Genomic DNA, 18,023 nt, shown 5'->3' on the forward strand with positions numbered 1-18,023 from the left:
AGTTTCAGGTTTTACAATGGCTATTCCCAATCTCCTTAGTCTGATCACTTTCCTGCCTCTGGCGGGGGCGCTGGTGATACTGGCGGTCAAGGCCCTGTCGCGTAAAGACGATGAGGCGGTGATCGGCACCAATGCCAAATGGATTGCCCTGTGGACGACGCTGGCAACGCTGGCGCTTACGATTGTCCTGCTGGCGCAGTTTGACCGCACGACGACGGACTATCAGTTCGTGGAAAAGGCGCAGTGGTTCTCTTACCTCAGCTACCATATGGGCGTTGACGGTATTTCGGTTCTGTTTGTCGCCCTGACGGCCTTCCTGATGCCTTTGTGTATTCTGGCCTCATGGACGAACATCAAGGAACGTCTGGTCGAATATATGATCGCGTTTCTGGTGCTGCAAACGGCGGTCATCGGTGTGTTCACCGTGCTCGACCTGTTCCTGTTCTATATGTTCTTTGAATTCGGTCTGGTGCCGATGTTCCTGATCATTGGTATCTGGGGCGGCAAGGACCGTATCTATGCGTCCTACAAGTTCTTCCTCTATACGCTTCTGGGCTCGGTGTTGATGCTGGCGGCCATGCTGTACATGGTTGGCGTGGCTGGTACCTCAAGCATTCCGGAACTTGCACAATACGAGTTTCTGGCAGCGGCGCAGCCGTGGCTGTGGCTGGCTTTCTTTGCTTCGTTTGCCGTCAAGATGCCGATGTGGCCGGTGCATACCTGGTTGCCGGATGCCCACGTTCAGGCCCCGACCGCGGGCTCGGTCATGCTGGCCGGTATTTTGCTGAAACTCGGCGGTTATGGTTTTATTCGCTTTAACCTGCCGATGTTCCCGCTGGCGTCGGAAATGTTCACGCCGTTCGTGCTGACGCTTTCGGTTATTGCCATTGTCGTGACCTCGCTGATTGCGTTCCGCCAGACGGATATCAAGAAGCTGATCGCCTATAGCTCTGTGGCGCACATGGGCTTTGTGACCATGGGTATCTTTGCCGGCAATCAGGAAGGTGTGCAGGGCGCGGTTTATCAGATGATCAGCCACGGCTTGATTTCAGGTGCGCTGTTCCTCTGTGTGGGTGTGGTTTATGACCGCTGGCATACGCGTGAGATCGTCTTCTATGGCGGTTTGACGAAGCTTTTGCCGCACTTTGCTTTTGTTTTCCTGCTGTTCACCATGGCCAATGTCGGTCTGCCCGGTACGTCCGGTTTTGTCGGGGAAATCCTGACCATGACCGGCCTGTATCAGGTGTCGACCTGGGCGGCCTTTGTCGCCGCGACCGGTGTAATCCTGTCGGCCATGTATGCCCTGACGCTCTATAAGCGCGTCATGTACGGCGAAGTGACCAACGAGGCGCTTAAAGGTCATCCTGATCTGACGGCGCGGGAAATTCTCATCTTTGTACCGCTGATTGTCGGTACGATTGCGCTGGGTGTCTATCCGGCCTTTGTCTTTGACTTTACCACCGCCAGTGTTGATGCGCTTGTTGCGCAATATCAGACACTGATCGGCGGATAGGAGCGGCCTTAATGGATTTATCTGCCTCCCTTAATCTGGCCCTTCCTGAACTGATCCTTGCGATATCGGTTCTGGGCATAGTGGTTTACGGCGCATTGCGCGGTAACAAGTCGGCCTTTACGGTCAATGCCCTGTCGGGTGCGGCCCTGATTGCTGCGGCATTCGCGGCGGCTTTCGGCAGCCACGGTTCGGGCTTTTCCGGCTCGTTCATTTCCGATGGCGTGGCCGTCTATGCCAAGGTGTTCATCTATATTGTGGCGGTTGCCATTATTGTTCTGAGCAAGGGGTATTTTGACCGCCTGAACCAGACCAAGTTCGAGTTCCCCATCCTGATCCTGCTGGCGACGCTCGGCATGAGCATGATGGTGTCGGCGGGGGATCTGATTGCCCTTTATGTCGGCCTCGAGCTTCAGTCCCTGTCGGCCTATATCCTTGCGGCCTTCCGTCGTGACGACCCCAAGGGGTCTGAAGCCGGTCTGAAGTATTTTGTGCTTGGGTCACTGGCGTCGGGTCTGCTGCTTTATGGCGCATCGCTGATCTATGGCTTCACCGGTTCGATGAACTTTGAAGCCATTGCTGAGGCGCTGAAGGTCAATACCGAAGTTGGCGTTATTTTCGGTCTCGTCTTCCTGATCTCCGGTCTGGCTTTCAAGATTTCGGCGGCCCCGTTCCATATGTGGACGCCGGACGTTTATGAAGGGGCGCCGACACCGGTTGTGGCCTTCTTTGCCGGTGTGCCGAAGTTTGCCGCACTGGTGCTGTTTGCCCGTGTCCTGACCGATACATTTGCCGATCTGTACAGCCAGTGGTCACAGGTTATCCTGCTGCTGGCGACACTCTCGTTCCTTGTGGGCGCGCTGGGTGGTCTGATGCAGAAAGACATTAAGCGTCTGCTGGCCTATTCGTCGATTGCCAATATGGGCTATGCGCTGCTGGCTCTGGCGGCAGGTACAGGCTATGGCGTTCAGGCTCTGTTGCTGTTCATGGTGCTTTACACCATCGACACGACCGGCCTGTTCTCGGCGCAGATGGCCCTGAGCCGTAAGGGTGTTCCGCTGACAAGGATCGATCAGCTGGCGGGCCTGTCGAAGGTCAGCATGCCGATCACTATCGCCATTACGCTTTTGTGTTTGTCGGTTCTGGGCATGCCGCCCTTCTCAGGCTTCTGGGCCAAGGTATTCGTCTTTGGGGCAGCCATCGAAGCCGGTCACTGGGTGTTTGCAGCCATTGGTCTGGTGGCTTCGGTTGTTGCGGCCTTCTACTATCTGCGCATCATCAAGCTGATGTGGTTTGATGGCGGGGCCGAAGAGATCGACGCCGCACCGGCAGCGACAAAATGGATTTTGTATGCCAGTGCCGCTTTTGCCTTCCCGCTGTCAGCCTTTGCCCTGATCTGGCTCTATCCGCTGGCGGAAAACGCGATCAAAAGTTTCGGACTGAATTGAGCGTTGAGTTAATTTAACCTGAGTATAACGGGGAGGGTGCTTCAGCGCTTTCCCCGTTGCTTCTTTTACGGAGGTCGGTTGGTCGATCATCCAGCCATTGTGCCCATAGAGGTATTTGACCGTCTTGAGTCCACTCAGACCGAAGCCTTGTCACGTCTGAGGACGGGGGATTATGGCCCGCGCTGGATACAGGCGCGTACGCAGACGGCCGGATTGGGCCGCAAGGGGCCTGTCTGGCAAAGTCTGGAGGGCAATCTGTTCGCCTCATGGTATCAGGCGATTGAACTGGATTTACGGCACATGCCGCAACTGGCCTTTGTTGCGGCCTTAAGCGTGCATGATGTGCTGCGGCCTCTGGTGCGTGAGGCCGCCCGGTTACGCATCAAATGGCCCAATGATGTGCTTTATGACGGGCATAAGCTCTGTGGCATACTGGTTCAGAGTGCGCCTCTGGAGACGGGTCGGACGGGGGTCGTGGTCGGGATCGGTGTGAATGTGACATCGGCTCCGAAGCTTGAGGCCTATGGCACGGCTGCGCTCAATGATATCGCTCAGGCAGATGTGAGCGCTGATTTTCTGATGATGCGCCTGAGTCATCACTTTCAAATCCGTTTCGCGCAATGGCAGGCGGGGGACTTTGGCGATATGGCCAAAGAATGGTTCGCTGTGGCCTATGGCCGTGACCAGAAGTGCATCGCCGATGAGGGCCTTATTACGGGACGGATGGCGGGTCTCAACGGGGATGGGGCTTTGCTTATAGAGACCGAATCAGGTGTCACTCAGGCGGTATCTTCGGGGACAGTGCGTTATCAGGAGGTTTCATGCTCTTAGCGATTGAACAGGGCAATACCAATACGCTGTTTGCCGTACATGACGGCGCGCACTGGGTGGCGCAATGGCGCGCGGCGACCGAATCTACGCGCACGGCCGATGAATATGCGGTCTGGCTGCATCAGTTGTTACAGATGCGTGGCATGGATTTCAGCGGGATTGATGCCTGTATTATTTCGTCAGTTGTGCCGCAGTCCCTGTTTAATTTGCGCAAGCTGGCGCAACGCTATTTCCAGATTACGCCCTATGTTGTGGGTGACAATACCCACCTTGGGATTGAGGTGCGTATTGATAAGCCCTCTGAGGCGGGTGCTGACCGGCTTGTGAACACCATCGGGGCCTTTATCGAACATGGCGGGCCGCTGATTGTCATCGATTCGGGTACGGCGACGACCTTTGATGTTGTGGCGGCGGATGGAGCGCTTGAGGGGACCGCCATATCTCCGGGGATCAATTTGTCGGTGCAGGCCCTGCATCAGGCGGCGGCCAAGCTGCCGCGCATAGCAATTGAGAAACCGGTACACTATATTGGTAAGGACACGGTGTCTGCCATGCAGTCAGGTATCTATTGGGGCTATGTCGGCCTGATTGAATATCTGATTGACCATATAAAGGCCGAATACGGCCAGTCCATGACGGTTGTGGCAACGGGAGGCGTGGCCTCACTGTTTGAAGGCGCAACCACAAAAATTGATCACTTTGATCCTGACCTGACCCTTAAGGGTCTTCTTGAAATCTATAAACGTACGATTGAACACAACAAAAGATGAAAAATAACAACGAACTGGTGTTTCTGCCGCTGGGTGGATCGAATGAAATCGGCATGAACCTGAACCTTTACGGGTTCGGGCCGGAGCATGACCGTAAATGGATCATCGTCGATGTCGGCGTGACCTTTGGTGATCTGACGACGCCGGGCATTGAGGTCATCGTGCCCGATCCGAAATTCCTTGAGGGCGAGGAAATTCTCGGGATCATCCTGACCCATGCGCACGAAGACCATATCGGGGCGCTCGGCTGGTTGTGGGACAAGGTTAAGGCCCCCCTCTATGCCACGCCGTTTACCGCCTTCCTGATCCGTGAAAAGCTGCGTGAAGCGGGTGTGGATGATTTCAAACTGACCGAAGTACCGCTGGGTGGGCATGTCGATCTGGGGCCATTCGGCATCGACTATGTGACGATTACCCATTCGATTCCTGAGCCGAACGGACTGGCGATCAAGACCCCACTGGGGACGATCCTGCATACCGGTGACTGGAAGATCGATCCCGATCCTATCACAGGCAAACCTACGGACATCAGCACCATTACGGCGCTGGGGGACGAGGGCGTGCTGGCTATGGTCTGCGATTCGACCAATGTCTTTGTCGAAGGCCGTGCCGGTTCCGAAGCCGATGTGAAGGTGGAACTGGAAAAGCTGATCCGGACGCTGAAAAAGCGTGTGGCGGTGGCCTGTTTTGCGTCAAACGTGGCGCGGATGGATAGCGTGATCCGTGCCGCCGAAGCCTGTGGCCGTTCGGTTTGTCTGGTTGGGCGTTCCATGCACCGTATGGCGGCAGCGGCGAAGTCGGTCGGGCTTATGGCCGGTATTAATGAGTTCGTCACCGAAGGCGAAGCGGCGCGGATGAAAGACAATGAAGTGCTTTATCTGTGTACGGGATCGCAGGGCGAGCCGCGTGCGGCTCTGTCGCGTATTGCCGATGGCAACCATCCGCAGGTGAAGCTGAAAGAGGGTGACGCCTGCGTGTTCTCCTCGCGCGTTATTCCGGGCAACGAGATCGGTATCCGTTCGCTTCAGAACCGTTTGTCTGATCTTGGGGTCGAAATCCACACCGAAAAGGATCATCCGGGTATTCACGTCTCAGGCCATCCGTGCCGTGAGGAACTCATCGAGATGTACGGCTGGGCGCGGCCGAAAATTGCTGTGCCCACCCATGGCGAACGTCGCCACTTACAAAAGCACGCCAGTTTGGCCGCCGAAATCGGTGTGCCCGAGCAGGTGACGCCGCGCAACGGTGACATGGTGCGTCTGGCTCCGGGCAAACCTGAGATCATCGACGAAGTGCCTGCGGGCCGTTTGTTCGTTGATGGGGGGGTGCTTGTATCCGAAGCCTCTGATGCCCTGCGTGAGCGCCGTCATGCGGCACATAATGGTATGCTGTTTGTCTCGTTCGCGCTTAATGCCAAAAACCAGCTGGCGTCCTATGTGGATGTGCGCGGTCTGGGGCTGGCCTTTGAGAATGATGACACCATTTCGGATCAACTGGAGATGATGTGCGATCTGGTGGAAAAGGCGATCACCAAGTTGTCGCGCGAAGAGCGTGAAGACGATGAAACGGTAGAAATTACCGTGGCCCGCGTTTTGAAGAAGGCAGCTCAGAATATCTGGGGTCGTCGTCCGATCGTGGAAACGATTATCTTAAGGCTCTAAGCAGGGCAGGGGCAGGGTCGCGGACCCTGCACCCGTCACACCTGAGGTAAGTGACCCTTTCCATCGCAATGGAAAGGGGGCTCTGGCTCGGCTCATATGGGTGCAGGGCCTGAGGCCCTGCCTAGCTTTTTACACGTACATAGCTGCCCGGGGCGTCTTCGATTGGCTTGAGCTTGCCCTTGGAGGGATCGCGGGCCGGGATCAGCTTTCCGGTGCGTTCATGCAGCCATTTGGCCCAAAGCGGCCACCATGACCCCTTATGTTCGACGGCCTTTTCCAGCCATTCGCCAAAGGTTTCCGCCGGTTCGTCATTGACCCAGTGCATGTATTTCTGGGCGGCAGGCGGGTTGACCACGCCGGCGATATGACCGGAACCGGCGAGCACGAACTTAACCGGCCCGCCGAACAGGCGTGAACTTTTGAACACCGATACCGGCGGCGCGATATGGTCTTCACGACCTGCCTGCTCAAAAATGGGGATGGTGACGTTTTTCAGGTCGATATCGACGCCTGCCAGCTTCATAAGCCCCTGTGACAGCGCATTTTCATTGTAGAACTTGCGCAAATAATACATGTGCAGGGCCTTGGGCATACGCGTCTGGTCGGCATTCCAGCACAGAAGGTCGAACGCCGTCAGATCCTTGCCCAGCAGGTAGTTGTTGACAAAGAACGACCACACCAGATCATTGGCGCGCAGGGCATTGAAGGTATCGGCCATGGCGGCACCGGGCAGGACGCCGCCTGCCGCATCCATCTGGCGCTCAAGTTCTTTCAACCATGTCTCATTGGTGAACAGCAGAAGATCTCCGGCCTCGGAGAAATCATGCTGGGCGGTGAAAAAGGTCGCTGAGCTGATGCTTGTGTCGCCCTTGGCCGCCATGTGGGCCAGCGCGACGCCCAGAAGGGTTCCGCCGATACAGTAGCCGACGGCGTGGACGCTATTGGCGCCGGTCTGTTCCTTTACCTTGTGGGCGGCCTGATAGATGCCGCCGAACATATAATCCTCAAAAGTGGTGTCCTTCAGGGAAGCGTCCGGATTGATCCATGAGGTAATGAAGACGGTAAAGCCCTGATCCGTCAGCCATTTGATCAGTGAATTTTTAGGCTGAAGGTCAAGTATATAGAATTTGTTGATCCACGGCGGGAAGATGAGAATCGGTATTTCCCGCACTGTCTCCGTGGTGGGGTTGTACTGGATCAGTTCAAACAGAGGCCCGCGCCAGATGACCTTGCCTTCGGAGGTGGCGACATTCTTACCAACCTCGAAATGCTCATAATCGGCCTGTGAAATCTTCAGCTTGCCATTGCCGCGTGCCAGATCGTCGGCGAATTTCTGCATGCCTTTGACAAGGCTCTCGCCATTGGTTTCCATAAGGGTTTGCAAAGCCGCCGGATTGGACATCAGGAAATTAGACGGCGAAAAGGCGTCGGTCACCAGCTTGGTGAAGAACTCGGCACGCCGTTTTTCAAGCGGGTCAATGTCATCGACGCTTGAGACGAGGCCGTTGATCCAGTTTGACGACAAGAGATAGGACTGACGCATCATGTCAAAGACGATGTTCTGCTCCCACATCGGGTCGGCAAAGCGCTTGTCTTTTTTCTGAGTGGTGCCGTCAGCGGCTGTTTCACCGCTTAGGGTGCGGCGGGTGACGTCCGACCACAGCGACATATAGCCGTTCAGCAGGTCAGCCTGCGCTTCGACGATTTTTTCCGGTCTCGAGGCCAGAGAGGTCATGACATTGGTCATGGCAGGGCCGACCTGCATCGGATCGACCGCATTGCCTGCCTGATTGAGGTCCTGCGCCTTTACGGCTGCCTGGGCGAGGGCGGTTTGCGCCGTCAGGGCCGCCTTGGTGATATTGACCGAAATGTCCTCAAGCCGCCGGAACATTTCAGTATCGAACGGGCTTGCGGATGCCGCCGCCTCTGGCTTTTCGCGGCCTGTCTGTTCATGAGGCGGTTTATCGGCAGGCGGCGGTGACACAGGCGTTTCAAGCTCAGGTGCTTTAGGCTCAGGCTTTGGCTTTGTGTTTTTTTTCGGTGCTGGTTTTGCCCCGGAACTTTTAACGGGGGCGCTTTTAACGGGCGCCGTATTCTCAGGGAGCGCTTTTTTGACAGCGGCTTTTTTAGGCGCCGGTTTTGCTTTTGCCGCAGCCTTTGCCGACGGCTCGGTCTGTGTTTTTTCAGGTGCGGATACGGTCTTTTGGGCTGAGGGGCGTGGACGGCGGGGGCTCGGCATGACGGTCTCCTGTGAATCGCGTATCTTTGTTTAGACCAATTGAGGGGCGGGCGGCGACATTAAACGCGCTTCGGGTAATCAATTCATGTCGGTCTGTGGTCACAAATGTGAACGCATTTCAGTGCAAAGCCATTTAAATGCCGCACGGCGCACTTTATGACTGTTCATCGAGGCGCTTTTTTGCTTTTGAGTAAATCATCAGGAGGGTTCTCTATGACCCGTGAGGTTTTACAACGTGCCGGAAACCGGCCGAAAATATCGTGTCTGGCGCTTGGCCTGATGGCGGCTGGCGTGTTGGCTGCGCCGGTAATGGCCCAAGGTGGGAACCCGGGTGCACAGGGCTATCCGCGATGGTCGGAATTTCCGCCCCTGCCGCAAAACGTCCCCAGCACCACCGTGATCAGGGCGCAAGTGAGCGATATCTATGCGCGCGAGCGTCAGTTACTGGCGCAGGTGGCGGCCATTGAGTGGGATCGCCATGATCCGGACAGCTTTTCGCTGAGTACGATTGCCCGGCTTGATCCCGAACTCAGCAAGCCTGTCACGCAGAATATACGTGACGCGGCCAATCGCTTCGCAGCCGAACAGGCCGCGCGTGCCGTGCCGCCGCCGTTGATTGACTGATCCACATAATAAAAAAACGGGTAGAAACAATGCCAAACCGTGAGTTTACCTTAAGTCTCGATATTGTCCGCGTGGCCGAAGATGCAGCGGTCGCTGCCTATGGTGAGGTCGGTGGCGGCGATGAGAAGCGGGCCGATCAGGCCGCTGTTGACGCCATGCGCACGGCGCTGAATGCGCTGAATATTGACGGCCGTATCGTGATTGGGGAAGGGGAGCGTGATGAGGCCCCTATGCTTTATATCGGTGAAAAGGTTGGCAAAGGCAAAGGGCCGGAGATCGATATCGCGCTTGATCCGCTGGAGGGGACGACCCTTGCGGCCAAGGCGCAGGCCAATGCGCTGGCGGTCATTGCCTTTGCGCCGCGTGGCGGACTTTTGCATGCGCCGGATACCTATATGGACAAGTTGGCGATTGGCCCGGGCTATGCCGCGGATGTGGTCGATCTCGATGCCAGCCCCGAAGACAATGTGCAGGCTCTGGCGAAGGCCAAGGGCGTCAAGGTCAATGAGATTGTCGCCTGTGTGCTCGATCGACCGCGTCACGAAGGCATTATTGCCTCACTGCGTAAGGCCGGTGCGCGGGTGCATCTGATTACCGACGGTGATGTGGCGGGTGTCATCCATACGGCGCAGCCGGAAACCGGCATTGATATCTATCTGGGGCAGGGTGGGGCACCCGAAGGGGTGCTGGCCTGTGCCGCGCTGAAGTCGGTCGGCGGTCAGTTTCAGGGGCGGCTGGTTTTTAAGCGCGATGAAGAGCGCAAACGCGCCGAGCGGCTTGGTCTGACGGACTTTGATCGCAAATATGGCCTGAACGATCTGGTCAGTGGTGACGCTGTATTCGTGGCGACGGGCGTGACAAACGGGGCTTTGTTGCGCGGGGTGCAAAAGGAAGTGGCGACTGGAGGGGATATCTATGTCACCACCGAAAGCCTCGTGCTTGACTCGCGCACACGCACCAGCCGCAAGATACATACCCGCCGTCCGCTGGTGTGGTGATGGCCGATACGCAAACGCCACAAGCCTATCTCGGGGTTGAAGCCTCGGTATCGGGCCGTTTCTGGGCAGCGCGAGGTACTAACCCGCGTCACCTTCAGCATATCACCCAGCAACTGAGTCTTAAAAATGTGGTGCCTGACGCCTATGCCGATCCGGTCGCCCGTTCGATTGCCGGACGCGGCATAACACCGGAAACGCTGGAGCATTATCTTAAGCCGACCCTGAAGGCTCTGTTTCCTGAACCGGACAGTTTTCTGGATATGTCGCTGTTGGTGGAGGCGATCCTTGAGGCGCTTGTGGCGCGGCGCAAGGCCTATGTCTTTGCCGATTATGATGTCGATGGGGCAACGAGTGCGGCGCAACTGGTGCGCTGGTTCCGGCATATGGGGCATGAACTGAACGTCTATGTGCCCGACCGTATTCTTGAGGGCTACGGGCCGACGGAAAAGGCCTTTGACCGCTTAAAGGCCGAAGGGGCGGAACTGGTTATTACGGTGGATTGCGGCGCTTCGGCCCATAAGGCGCTGGATTATGCCGCGTCAATCGGTCTTGAGGTCGTGGTCATCGACCATCACCTGATGCGCGAAGACCTGCCGAAATGTCGGGTGGTTGTTAATCCGAACCGGCCCGGATGTACATCGGGGCAGGGTAACCTGGCGGCGGCGGGCGTGGTGTTTGTTGTGCTGGCGGCGCTTAATCGTGAAGCGGAAAAACGCGGCCTGTTTGCCGACCGCCCCAAGCCCGATCTGACACAATGGCTTGATCTAGGGGCTTTGGGGGCGATTTGTGATGTTACGGCACTGACGGGGTTTAACCGGGCGCTGGCGACACAGGGCCTTAAGGTCATGTCGCGCCTTGAGAACAAGGGCATTAAGGCCCTGATGCAGGTGGCCGGCCTGAGTGATCCGCAAAAGACACCGCAACTGATGAGCGTGTTTCATTCCGGCTTTGTGCTGGGGCCGCGCATTAATGCGGGGGGGCGTATCGGGCGGGCTGATCTCGGGGTCAGGCTTTTGTCTACCGAAGATGAGGCCGAAGCGCTGGAGCTGGCGCAGGAACTGAATGAACTGAACCAGACGCGACGTGATGTGGAAACCGCTGTGCTGGAACAGGCGGTGGCACTGGCTGAAGCGCGCAAGCTGTGGCCGACAGATGATCCGGTGATCGTGGTGTCGCACGAAGACTGGCATCCGGGGGTTATCGGCATTGTCGCGGGGCGTTTGCGTGAGCGCTGGCGCAAGCCGGTCATCGTGATTGGCATTGATCCGGTCGGCGGCGTGGGCAAGGGCTCCGGACGCTCGCAGACCGGTATAAATCTCGGGCAGGCTATCGGGGCGGCCTATGAGGCAGGCATCCTTATGGCCGGCGGCGGACATGCCATGGCGGCGGGCTTAAGTGTGAGCCGGGATCGCATTGATGAACTGCGTGCGTTTCTGAATGACTATGTGTCATCGCGGACGTCCGAAGAAGACCGTCGCGAGCGGCTTGAGATTGACGCCGCCTTAAGTGGGGCCGGCGCAACGCGTGACCTGCTTAATCATTTTGAGGTCATGGCCCCGTTTGGTCAGGGAAACCCTGAGCCGGTATTTGCTTTGCCCAATATGCGGGTAGGCTATGCCTCGGCGCTCAAGGGCGGGCATGTACGCTGTGAACTTGTGGACGAGCAGGGGCGTAAAATAAAGGCCATGGCCTGGCGGGCCGAGGATACGCCCGTTGGTCAGGCCCTGCTGCGTCCGGCCGGTGCTGTACATGTTGTCGGCAGACTTAAGGCCGATGATTATATGGGACGTAACGGTGTGCAGTTTGAAATTGAGGATATTGCCCATATATTCACAAGCTAGGGCAATAAAGGTGAAAATAGCGCTTGCATCACTGATTTTGTGAGGCTATCTAGCGCACCTCTTAAGTGCGGTCCCTTCGTCTATCGGTTAGGACGTCAGGTTTTCAACCTGAAAAGAGGGGTTCGATTCCCCTAGGGACTGCCAAAGAGATTTTACATAAGCCGCTGAATCAAGCTGGCTAAGACCTTAAGTGCGGTCCCTTCGTCTATCGGTTAGGACGTCAGGTTTTCAACCTGAAAAGAGGGGTTCGATTCCCCTAGGGACTGCCAAGGTATTTCACCCAAAACTTGCAATTGCACCTGCCAGATATTTATGCAGAATGTTGTTCTGCGATTTGTTTTTTACTGCGGGCAAGGATATTTGGAAACCGCAGAGGGCTTTCTGTTCACTTTTCTCTCGCTATAAGCGATTTATTGGTGTAGTTTCCCGCAAAACGACAAGTTGGCGGGCGTATAATTTTGCCTGTTATATATACCGACGTTATATTAGAGGGTGTCCCAAAGTCTTCAGCTATGGGGTGTGGTGAGGATAATGAGTTTGTTTGATTATAATGACCGTGACGACTCCGAAGAACGCCTTGAGGTTCAGGGTCGTGTGAAATGGTTTGATACGGGCAAGGGGTATGGATTTATTGTTCCCGAGAATGCGACCCTGACGGGGATGCGTGATGTATTGTTGCACGTGTCCACGCTCAGGGACATGGGGCGCGATTTTGCTTCTGAAGGGGCGGCTATTCATTGCACCATCGCCAAGCGCGCCAAGGGCTGGCAGGTTATCTCGATTGAATCGCTTGAAGAAACCGGTGCGCCGCCCGTAAGGCCTGAGCGTGATCCGTCTGCGGTTCGTTCTAGTCATTACGTTAATACGCATTCGGTCGCCGTTGGCGAACTTGAGGAAGCCACAATCAAGTGGTTCAACCGCACCAAGGGTTATGGCTTTGTGGTGCGTGGCAATGATCCTACGGATATATTCATCCATATTGAGACCTTGCGCCGGTTTGGTATCGAAGATGCCCAGCAAGGCGACGTGTTGCAGGTACGCTTTGGTGAGGGCCCCAAGGGGCTTGTGGTAACCGAGGTGCGCCCCAGAGCCATGGCCTGATGGGTCTGAGGTTTCAGGACTGATAAAAAACTATTTCCTTGAAATGGCCACGGATTCATCGGATTCCGTGGTCATTGCTTTTTCAGGACGTAAAAATGAAGACCGGATTTGTTAAGGCGCTGATTCTTGCGCTGGCTTTGGCCGGGGCGTTGCCGGTAAGTGCGTGTGCGCAAACATCGGCACCGGTGGCCAAGGTGGCGCTGGAGCCGGTTCGGGTCGTAACCGCCGACGGGGTGCGTGATTTCAAGGTGGAAATCGCGGATGATGAATATGAGCGTGCCAAAGGGCTGATGTATCGTGAATCCATGCCTGCGGATCACGGGATGCTGTTTTTATTCCCGGATATGGCTGAGCGCAGTTTCTGGATGCACAATACGCCGTTGCCGCTTGATATTATCTATATTTCGTCGTCAGCGCAGGTGGTCTCCATTCAGAGAAATGCGATTCCCTATGACCGGACGCCATTGCCTTCCTTTGGGGCAGCGGTAGCGGTGCTCGAAATCAACGGCGGATTAAGCGATCAGTTGGGGATAAAGCCCGGAGATCGCATCGAACATCGCTTTTTCGAGGGAAAGGGGCCAAAACCGCAGTAATTTCCACTTGCAGAGCGAATACGAAAGTGGCAATAAGCGGCCTCCTCGTAAGAGGGTAATGTTCGGGGTGTAGCGCAGCCTGGTAGCGCAGCTGTTTTGGGTGCAGCAGGTCGGAGGTTCGAATCCTCTCGCCCCGACCATTCATTAAAAAAGCCTGCCCCCAAAGGGCAGGCTTTTTTAATGAATATTCAGCGCATGGTTCGAACCGATTAAGAGGTTCGACGACCAGTAGGAAATAGTATGCGTCTGCATACTATTTACGCGCAGACGCGGCGGAGCGAAGTGGAGCCAATCCTCTCGCTTTAGCACAGGCCGCTTTCTTCCTTATTCTGGGGCAGGCTTTTTTAATGAATATTCAGCGCATGGTTCGAACCGATTAAGAGGTTCGACGGTGCATATGCCTGATTGCATCAGGCCTCTGCATTTTTTGCTGATCGCAATGTTTTGCGGAAAACCGCTGCACACTTTTCCGAACATTGCTTGGGCTCAGACGCGGCGCAGCCAATCTTCTCGCCTCGCGATGTGCAAACCTTTTCCTCTCTTTCTCACGGAAACCGGTCTCTACCCCTTGGCAAGGGGCGGGGTTAATAGTAACAGGGGGCGTTATCAGTCCCCGGTGGCAAGAGGTTCGGCCATGTTCGCGCGTATTTATAAACCGGCAAAAACAGCTATGCAGTCTGGCAGGGCCAAGACCACAGACTGGATACTCGAGTTTGTGCCTGCGACGGCGCGCAAGCCGGATCCGCTAATGGGCTGGACGAGTTCCGCTGATACCAAGGCTCAGGTACGTCTGACCTTTGATTCCAAGGATCAGGCTATTGCCTATGCGGAGACGCACGGTATTCCGTTCCGTCTGATTGAACCGGAAGTACCGCCCAAGATTATCAAGGCCTATGCAGATAATTTTGCGCCTAATCGCCGTCAAAGCTGGACGCACTGATTCGCTTTTTTAATGGCTCCGTAGCTCAATTGGATAGAGCATCCGCCTTCTAAGCGGACGGTTACAGGTTCGATTCCTGTCGGAGTCGCCATTTCTTAGGGGATGTGGCAACCTATTTCAGCATAGGCCAGAGGCTGAAAACCAGCAGACAGGCCATGGTGATATTGAACCATTTCAGGCGCAGCGGATGAGACAGCCAGTCGCGTAGGGCTGAGCCAAACCCCGCCCATGTTGACACGCTCGGGACATTGATCAGCGTAAAGACCAGACTGACGACAGCGATGCTCAGACCATAATTGGTTTCGTCAGTATAGGTCGCCATGGCCGTCACCGCCATGACCCAGGCTTTCGGGTTGACCCATTGAAAAATAGCCGCCTGAGTGAAGGTCATGGGCGTGGCTGTCGTCCTGCCTTCGGAGAGGGTTCTTGAGGTGGCGATTTTCCACGCGATCCACAAGAGATAGGCACCGCCAGCGAATTTTAGCACGGTATAGAGAACAGGAACAGAATGCAGCAAGGCGCCGAGGCCAAAGCCTGTGGCCAGTAACAGGCTTAAGAAGCCTGCGCCTATCCCCAGCATATGAGGGACTGTTCTCCTGAAGCCGAAGTTTACGCCGGAGGCCAGCAGCATCATGTTGTTTGGGCCGGGGGTGATGGAGGTGGTGAAGGCAAAGAGTATCAGGGCAATAAGGGTATCAGCGGACATGAAATGCGTGCCCTTCAAACGCGATGGGTAGATCAGCTTAGCGATGAGGCGGCGGTGGCAACGGGCGTATCAAGGCCTTCCTGCCCCCACTCGGCCCATGAGCCGTCATAGAGCCTTACCTTGTCATAGCCGGCTTCAAAAAGCGCCAGTGCGATAATGGCGGCGGTAATGCCTGACCCGCAGGTGGTAATGACCGGCGTGTCTTTGTTAAGGCCAAGCGCACTGAACAGGGTTTTCAGTTCATTTTCCGGTTTCAGGGCACCGTCATGCAGCAAGGCAGAAAACGGCAGGCTAAGACTTTCAGGGATATGGCCTGACCGCAGGCCTGCGCGGGGCTCAGGCGCTTCACCTTTGAAACGGGCAAGAGGTCGTGCGTCTAGAATTGCCGACGTGTTTGATTTAAGAATATCTTTCAGATCATTGATATTAATGGATAAGTTATTGACCTGAGGGGTGGGGTATGACGCGGGTTGTTTAGGCAACATATCAGAAGATACAGGCAGGCCCGCAGCCTGCCAGGCGGGCACCCCCCCACGCAAAACCTGTACGGTCTCATGTCCCATCAGTCGAAATGTCCACCAGACGCGGGCGGCGGAAAACAGGCCTTGCCGGTCATAGATTACAACATGGTCCGTGGGCGCAATGCCCATCTGGCTGACGGCCCCGGCAAAAACCTCAGGGGGCGGGGCCATGTGCGGTAGAGAACTTTGCCGGTCGCTAATGGCCTCAAGGTCAAAAAACTGCGCGGTCGGTATGTGTGAAGCGCGGTAAAGGGCCTGCATGTCGGTGCCATCCAGCGCCCAACTGCCGTCGAGAATTTTCACCTTACCCTCATCGATAAGGGGCGACAGTTCGGACACACTGATTTGCGCTTTCATGAGGACTCCGGCAGATGGGGTTGACGCGGCCTTGTACGGGTGACAAAGCCTTATCACCGAATAAAGGTATAGGATATGCCCCGCCCGAAGCCTGCGCCGTTAAGTGTGTGCATCATAGCCAAAAATGAAGCCGATCGTATCGGTAATTGCATTCGTGCGGTTGAAGGGCTGGCCAATGAGGTGGTGGTGGTTGACAGTGGCTCGACTGACAAGACCTGTGAGGTGGCGGCCGGTTTGGGCGCGAAGGTTTTTTATAATGACTGGACGGGCTACGGGCCGCAAAAGCGTTTCAGTGAAGACTGTGCCAGCCATGACTGGGTGTTGAATCTTGATGCCGATGAGGTGGTGACGCCAGAGCTTTTTGCCGAAATCAGGGCGCTGATGGCAACGGGGCCGGCGTTGAGTGCCTATCGGTTTAAGCTGAAGAACGTCTATCCGGGAAAATCAAAGCCGCGTCTTTGGGCGGATTATCATAACTATGTCCGTCTCTATGACCGGACAAAGGTACGCTTTCGCGAATCGCCCGTGCATGACACGGTTGACACCAAAGACGAAAAGGTTGGGCAACTGAAAGGCTCAGCGACGCATTTTTCCGCCCGTTCCTATGCGCACATTCGTCAAAAGCTCGATTCTTATACCCAGTTACAGGCCAAGGCCTTGAAAAAGCCTGCGTGGGTTATTTTGCTGCGTTTGCCTTTTGAATATCCGCTGGTTTTTGTGAAGTATTTCCTGTTCCGCTGCCATTTTACGGGGGGAATCGACGGACTGATCAGCAGTCATCTGGCGGCAGAGGCGCGGGTCAAACGCCTTTGGCGCATATTGAAGGCCAAACAGAGTAAAAACGGATTATCCAAGGTACAATGAGCAGAAAACCCCCTTCATTCTGGCAGGATTTGAGCTGGCGCATTGAGGCGGTGTTTTATGACGCCTTTGTTGCTGTTGTCCGCAGTCTGCCGGTCGATACGGCTTCGGATCTCGGGGCCTGGCTGCTCAAGGCTATCGGGCCTTTGTCGCCGGTGCAGAAGACGGTGCGTCAGAACATCGACATCGCCTTTCCTGATAAGGATGAGGCGTGGAAGGCGCGTGTCATCCGGGCGCAATGGGATAATCTCGGGCGCACCTTTGCCGAATTTGCCATTATGGATCGTATTCGTATCGGCAATGGCCGTGTCGAGGTCGTGGGGCTTGAGCGGCTAAAGGCCATAGCGGAGTCCGGCAAACCGGTGGTGTTTATTTCAGGCCATTTTGCCAACTGGGAGATCATGCCGTCTACGATCGTCGATTGCGGTGTGCGCTGCCAGATGACCTATCGTGAAGCCAATAACCCCTATGTCGATCAGCGCATAAAGGAAGGTCGCAAGCGCTATGGCGTCGATCTGTTTGCGCCCAAGGGCGAAGAGGGGGCCAGAGAGCTGTTGCTGGCTATGGGTAAGGGTGAATCGGTCGCCCTGATGAATGATCAGAAATTCAATCGTGGGGTGTCTACGCCGTTTTTTGGCACGCCTGTAGATACGGCACCGGGGCCGACACGGCTGGCTCTCAGATTTGGTACGGTGTTGCAGCCCATGACGGTTGAGCGGCTTAACAAGGCGCGCTTTCGCGTAATTGTGCACGAGCCAATTGAGGTCGAGAAAACCGGCAGCCGTGCGGGTGATATTGAGGCGACGGTCAAAAAGGTCAGCGCCTTTGTCGAGCAGGTTGTGCGTGATCGCCCCGAAGAATGGTTCTGGGTGCATAAGCGCTGGCCCAATTCGGCCTATAAGCGCCGGATCGACGGGTAATGCCCGACTGACAACTGTCGTCACAATATGTGAGAAAAGAAGGCTTGTAACTTGGGGCTATAGCTTCAAGATGGCCCTTTCGTCACGCAGGCGTCCGGTGGG

At 55.8% G+C, this 18,023-nt stretch carries 16 protein-coding genes and 4 tRNA genes; 17 read left to right on the forward strand and 3 right to left on the reverse strand.

The window, feature by feature from the left end:
* The first annotated feature begins 16 nt into the window (after positions 1–16).
* From E5201_RS05845 to E5201_RS05865, 5 genes are all read left to right on the forward strand, one after another.
* The gene (locus E5201_RS05845) at positions 17–1,513 is read left to right on the forward strand and encodes an NADH-quinone oxidoreductase subunit M (protein WP_140985085.1); all 1,497 of its coding nucleotides are present in this window, start codon (positions 17–19) and stop codon (positions 1,511–1,513) included.
* 11 nt (positions 1,514–1,524) lie between these two features.
* Positions 1,525–2,958, forward strand: coding sequence for an NADH-quinone oxidoreductase subunit NuoN (nuoN, locus tag E5201_RS05850; protein WP_140985086.1), 1,434 nt, complete (start codon positions 1,525–1,527; stop codon positions 2,956–2,958).
* Between the two features lie 78 nt (positions 2,959–3,036).
* Positions 3,037–3,789: a biotin--[acetyl-CoA-carboxylase] ligase gene (locus E5201_RS05855; RefSeq protein ID WP_181404550.1), complete on the forward strand. Its 753-nt coding sequence runs from the start codon at positions 3,037–3,039 to the stop codon at positions 3,787–3,789.
* On the forward strand, positions 3,780–4,559 hold the full coding sequence (locus E5201_RS05860; RefSeq protein ID WP_140985088.1) for a type III pantothenate kinase: 780 nt from the start codon (positions 3,780–3,782) through the stop codon (positions 4,557–4,559). The genes E5201_RS05855 and E5201_RS05860 overlap by 10 nt, the downstream gene beginning before the upstream one ends.
* Positions 4,556–6,220, forward strand: coding sequence for a ribonuclease J (locus E5201_RS05865; protein ID WP_140985089.1), 1,665 nt, complete (start codon positions 4,556–4,558; stop codon positions 6,218–6,220). Before E5201_RS05860 ends, E5201_RS05865 begins: the two co-directional genes overlap by 4 nt.
* A gap of 121 nt (positions 6,221–6,341) precedes the next feature.
* On the opposite strand, the gene phaC is transcribed toward E5201_RS05865, so the two are convergent.
* Positions 6,342–8,459: a class I poly(R)-hydroxyalkanoic acid synthase gene (phaC, locus tag E5201_RS05870; RefSeq protein ID WP_140985090.1), complete on the reverse strand. Its 2,118-nt coding sequence runs from the start codon at positions 8,457–8,459 to the stop codon at positions 6,342–6,344.
* Between the two features lie 213 nt (positions 8,460–8,672).
* Here phaC and E5201_RS05875 point away from each other — a divergent pair, with 213 nt between their 5' ends.
* From E5201_RS05875 to E5201_RS05920, 10 genes are all read left to right on the forward strand, one after another.
* The gene (locus E5201_RS05875; RefSeq protein WP_140985091.1) at positions 8,673–9,083 is read left to right on the forward strand and encodes a hypothetical protein; all 411 of its coding nucleotides are present in this window, start codon (positions 8,673–8,675) and stop codon (positions 9,081–9,083) included.
* Between the two features lie 29 nt (positions 9,084–9,112).
* Positions 9,113–10,081: a class II fructose-bisphosphatase gene (gene glpX, locus E5201_RS05880; protein WP_140985092.1), complete on the forward strand. Its 969-nt coding sequence runs from the start codon at positions 9,113–9,115 to the stop codon at positions 10,079–10,081.
* Positions 10,081–11,922, forward strand: a complete 1,842-nt coding sequence (gene recJ / locus E5201_RS05885; RefSeq protein ID WP_140985093.1) for a single-stranded-DNA-specific exonuclease RecJ — start codon at positions 10,081–10,083, stop codon at positions 11,920–11,922. The genes glpX and recJ overlap by 1 nt, the downstream gene beginning before the upstream one ends.
* Positions 11,923–11,991: 69 nt before the next feature.
* Positions 11,992–12,066, forward strand: a tRNA-Glu gene (locus E5201_RS05890).
* Between the two features lie 50 nt (positions 12,067–12,116).
* Positions 12,117–12,191, forward strand: a tRNA-Glu gene (locus E5201_RS05895).
* Positions 12,192–12,453: 262 nt separating this feature from the next.
* Positions 12,454–13,023: a cold-shock protein gene (locus E5201_RS05900; protein ID WP_140985094.1), complete on the forward strand. Its 570-nt coding sequence runs from the start codon at positions 12,454–12,456 to the stop codon at positions 13,021–13,023.
* Positions 13,024–13,118: 95 nt separating this feature from the next.
* The gene (locus E5201_RS05905; RefSeq protein WP_140985095.1) at positions 13,119–13,616 is read left to right on the forward strand and encodes a DUF192 domain-containing protein; all 498 of its coding nucleotides are present in this window, start codon (positions 13,119–13,121) and stop codon (positions 13,614–13,616) included.
* Positions 13,617–13,679: 63 nt separating this feature from the next.
* Positions 13,680–13,756 (forward strand) — tRNA-Pro (locus E5201_RS05910).
* 494 nt (positions 13,757–14,250) lie between these two features.
* Positions 14,251–14,556, forward strand: coding sequence for an ETC complex I subunit (locus tag E5201_RS05915; protein WP_140985096.1), 306 nt, complete (start codon positions 14,251–14,253; stop codon positions 14,554–14,556).
* 14 nt (positions 14,557–14,570) lie between these two features.
* A tRNA-Arg gene (locus tag E5201_RS05920) sits at positions 14,571–14,647 on the forward strand.
* Positions 14,648–14,668: 21 nt separating this feature from the next.
* On the opposite strand, the gene E5201_RS05925 is transcribed toward E5201_RS05920, so the two are convergent.
* Together E5201_RS05925 and sseA are read right to left on the reverse strand one after the other, a co-directional pair.
* Positions 14,669–15,262: a LysE family translocator gene (locus tag E5201_RS05925; RefSeq protein ID WP_140985097.1), complete on the reverse strand. Its 594-nt coding sequence runs from the start codon at positions 15,260–15,262 to the stop codon at positions 14,669–14,671.
* 32 nt (positions 15,263–15,294) lie between these two features.
* The gene (gene sseA, locus E5201_RS05930; protein ID WP_140985098.1) at positions 15,295–16,140 is read right to left on the reverse strand and encodes a 3-mercaptopyruvate sulfurtransferase; all 846 of its coding nucleotides are present in this window, start codon (positions 16,138–16,140) and stop codon (positions 15,295–15,297) included.
* Positions 16,141–16,215: 75 nt separating this feature from the next.
* Here sseA and E5201_RS05935 point away from each other — a divergent pair, with 75 nt between their 5' ends.
* Positions 16,216–17,004, forward strand: a complete 789-nt coding sequence (locus tag E5201_RS05935) for a glycosyltransferase family 2 protein (protein ID WP_140985099.1) — start codon at positions 16,216–16,218, stop codon at positions 17,002–17,004.
* The gene (locus tag E5201_RS05940) at positions 17,001–17,921 is read left to right on the forward strand and encodes a lysophospholipid acyltransferase family protein (protein WP_140985100.1); all 921 of its coding nucleotides are present in this window, start codon (positions 17,001–17,003) and stop codon (positions 17,919–17,921) included. Before E5201_RS05935 ends, E5201_RS05940 begins: the two co-directional genes overlap by 4 nt.
* The last annotated feature ends 102 nt before the right edge of the window (positions 17,922–18,023 follow it).

This window comes from Asticcacaulis tiandongensis, from assembly GCF_006475605.1.
Lineage (GTDB): Bacteria > Pseudomonadota > Alphaproteobacteria > Caulobacterales > Caulobacteraceae > Asticcacaulis > Asticcacaulis tiandongensis.

Excerpts from the sequence above, each read along its gene's own strand:
- E5201_RS05940 (WP_140985100.1), top strand. The coding sequence starts at position 17,001 with ATGAGCAGAAAACCCCCTTCATTCTGGCAGGATTTGAGCTGGCGCATT.
- E5201_RS05875 (WP_140985091.1), top strand. The coding sequence starts at position 8,673 with ATGACCCGTGAGGTTTTACAACGTGCCGGAAACCGGCCGAAAATATCG.
- sseA (WP_140985098.1), bottom strand. The coding sequence starts at position 16,140 with ATGAAAGCGCAAATCAGTGTGTCCGAACTGTCGCCCCTTATCGATGAG.
- nuoN (WP_140985086.1), top strand. The coding sequence starts at position 1,525 with ATGGATTTATCTGCCTCCCTTAATCTGGCCCTTCCTGAACTGATCCTT.
- recJ (WP_140985093.1), top strand. The coding sequence starts at position 10,081 with ATGGCCGATACGCAAACGCCACAAGCCTATCTCGGGGTTGAAGCCTCG.
- E5201_RS05860 (WP_140985088.1), top strand. The coding sequence starts at position 3,780 with ATGCTCTTAGCGATTGAACAGGGCAATACCAATACGCTGTTTGCCGTA.
- E5201_RS05865 (WP_140985089.1), top strand. The coding sequence starts at position 4,556 with ATGAAAAATAACAACGAACTGGTGTTTCTGCCGCTGGGTGGATCGAAT.
- glpX (WP_140985092.1), top strand. The coding sequence starts at position 9,113 with ATGCCAAACCGTGAGTTTACCTTAAGTCTCGATATTGTCCGCGTGGCC.
- E5201_RS05935 (WP_140985099.1), top strand. The coding sequence starts at position 16,216 with ATGCCCCGCCCGAAGCCTGCGCCGTTAAGTGTGTGCATCATAGCCAAA.
- E5201_RS05900 (WP_140985094.1), top strand. The coding sequence starts at position 12,454 with ATGAGTTTGTTTGATTATAATGACCGTGACGACTCCGAAGAACGCCTT.
- E5201_RS05915 (WP_140985096.1), top strand. The coding sequence starts at position 14,251 with ATGTTCGCGCGTATTTATAAACCGGCAAAAACAGCTATGCAGTCTGGC.
- E5201_RS05925 (WP_140985097.1), bottom strand. The coding sequence starts at position 15,262 with ATGTCCGCTGATACCCTTATTGCCCTGATACTCTTTGCCTTCACCACC.
- E5201_RS05905 (WP_140985095.1), top strand. The coding sequence starts at position 13,119 with ATGAAGACCGGATTTGTTAAGGCGCTGATTCTTGCGCTGGCTTTGGCC.
- phaC (WP_140985090.1), bottom strand. The coding sequence starts at position 8,459 with ATGCCGAGCCCCCGCCGTCCACGCCCCTCAGCCCAAAAGACCGTATCC.
- E5201_RS05845 (WP_140985085.1), top strand. The coding sequence starts at position 17 with ATGGCTATTCCCAATCTCCTTAGTCTGATCACTTTCCTGCCTCTGGCG.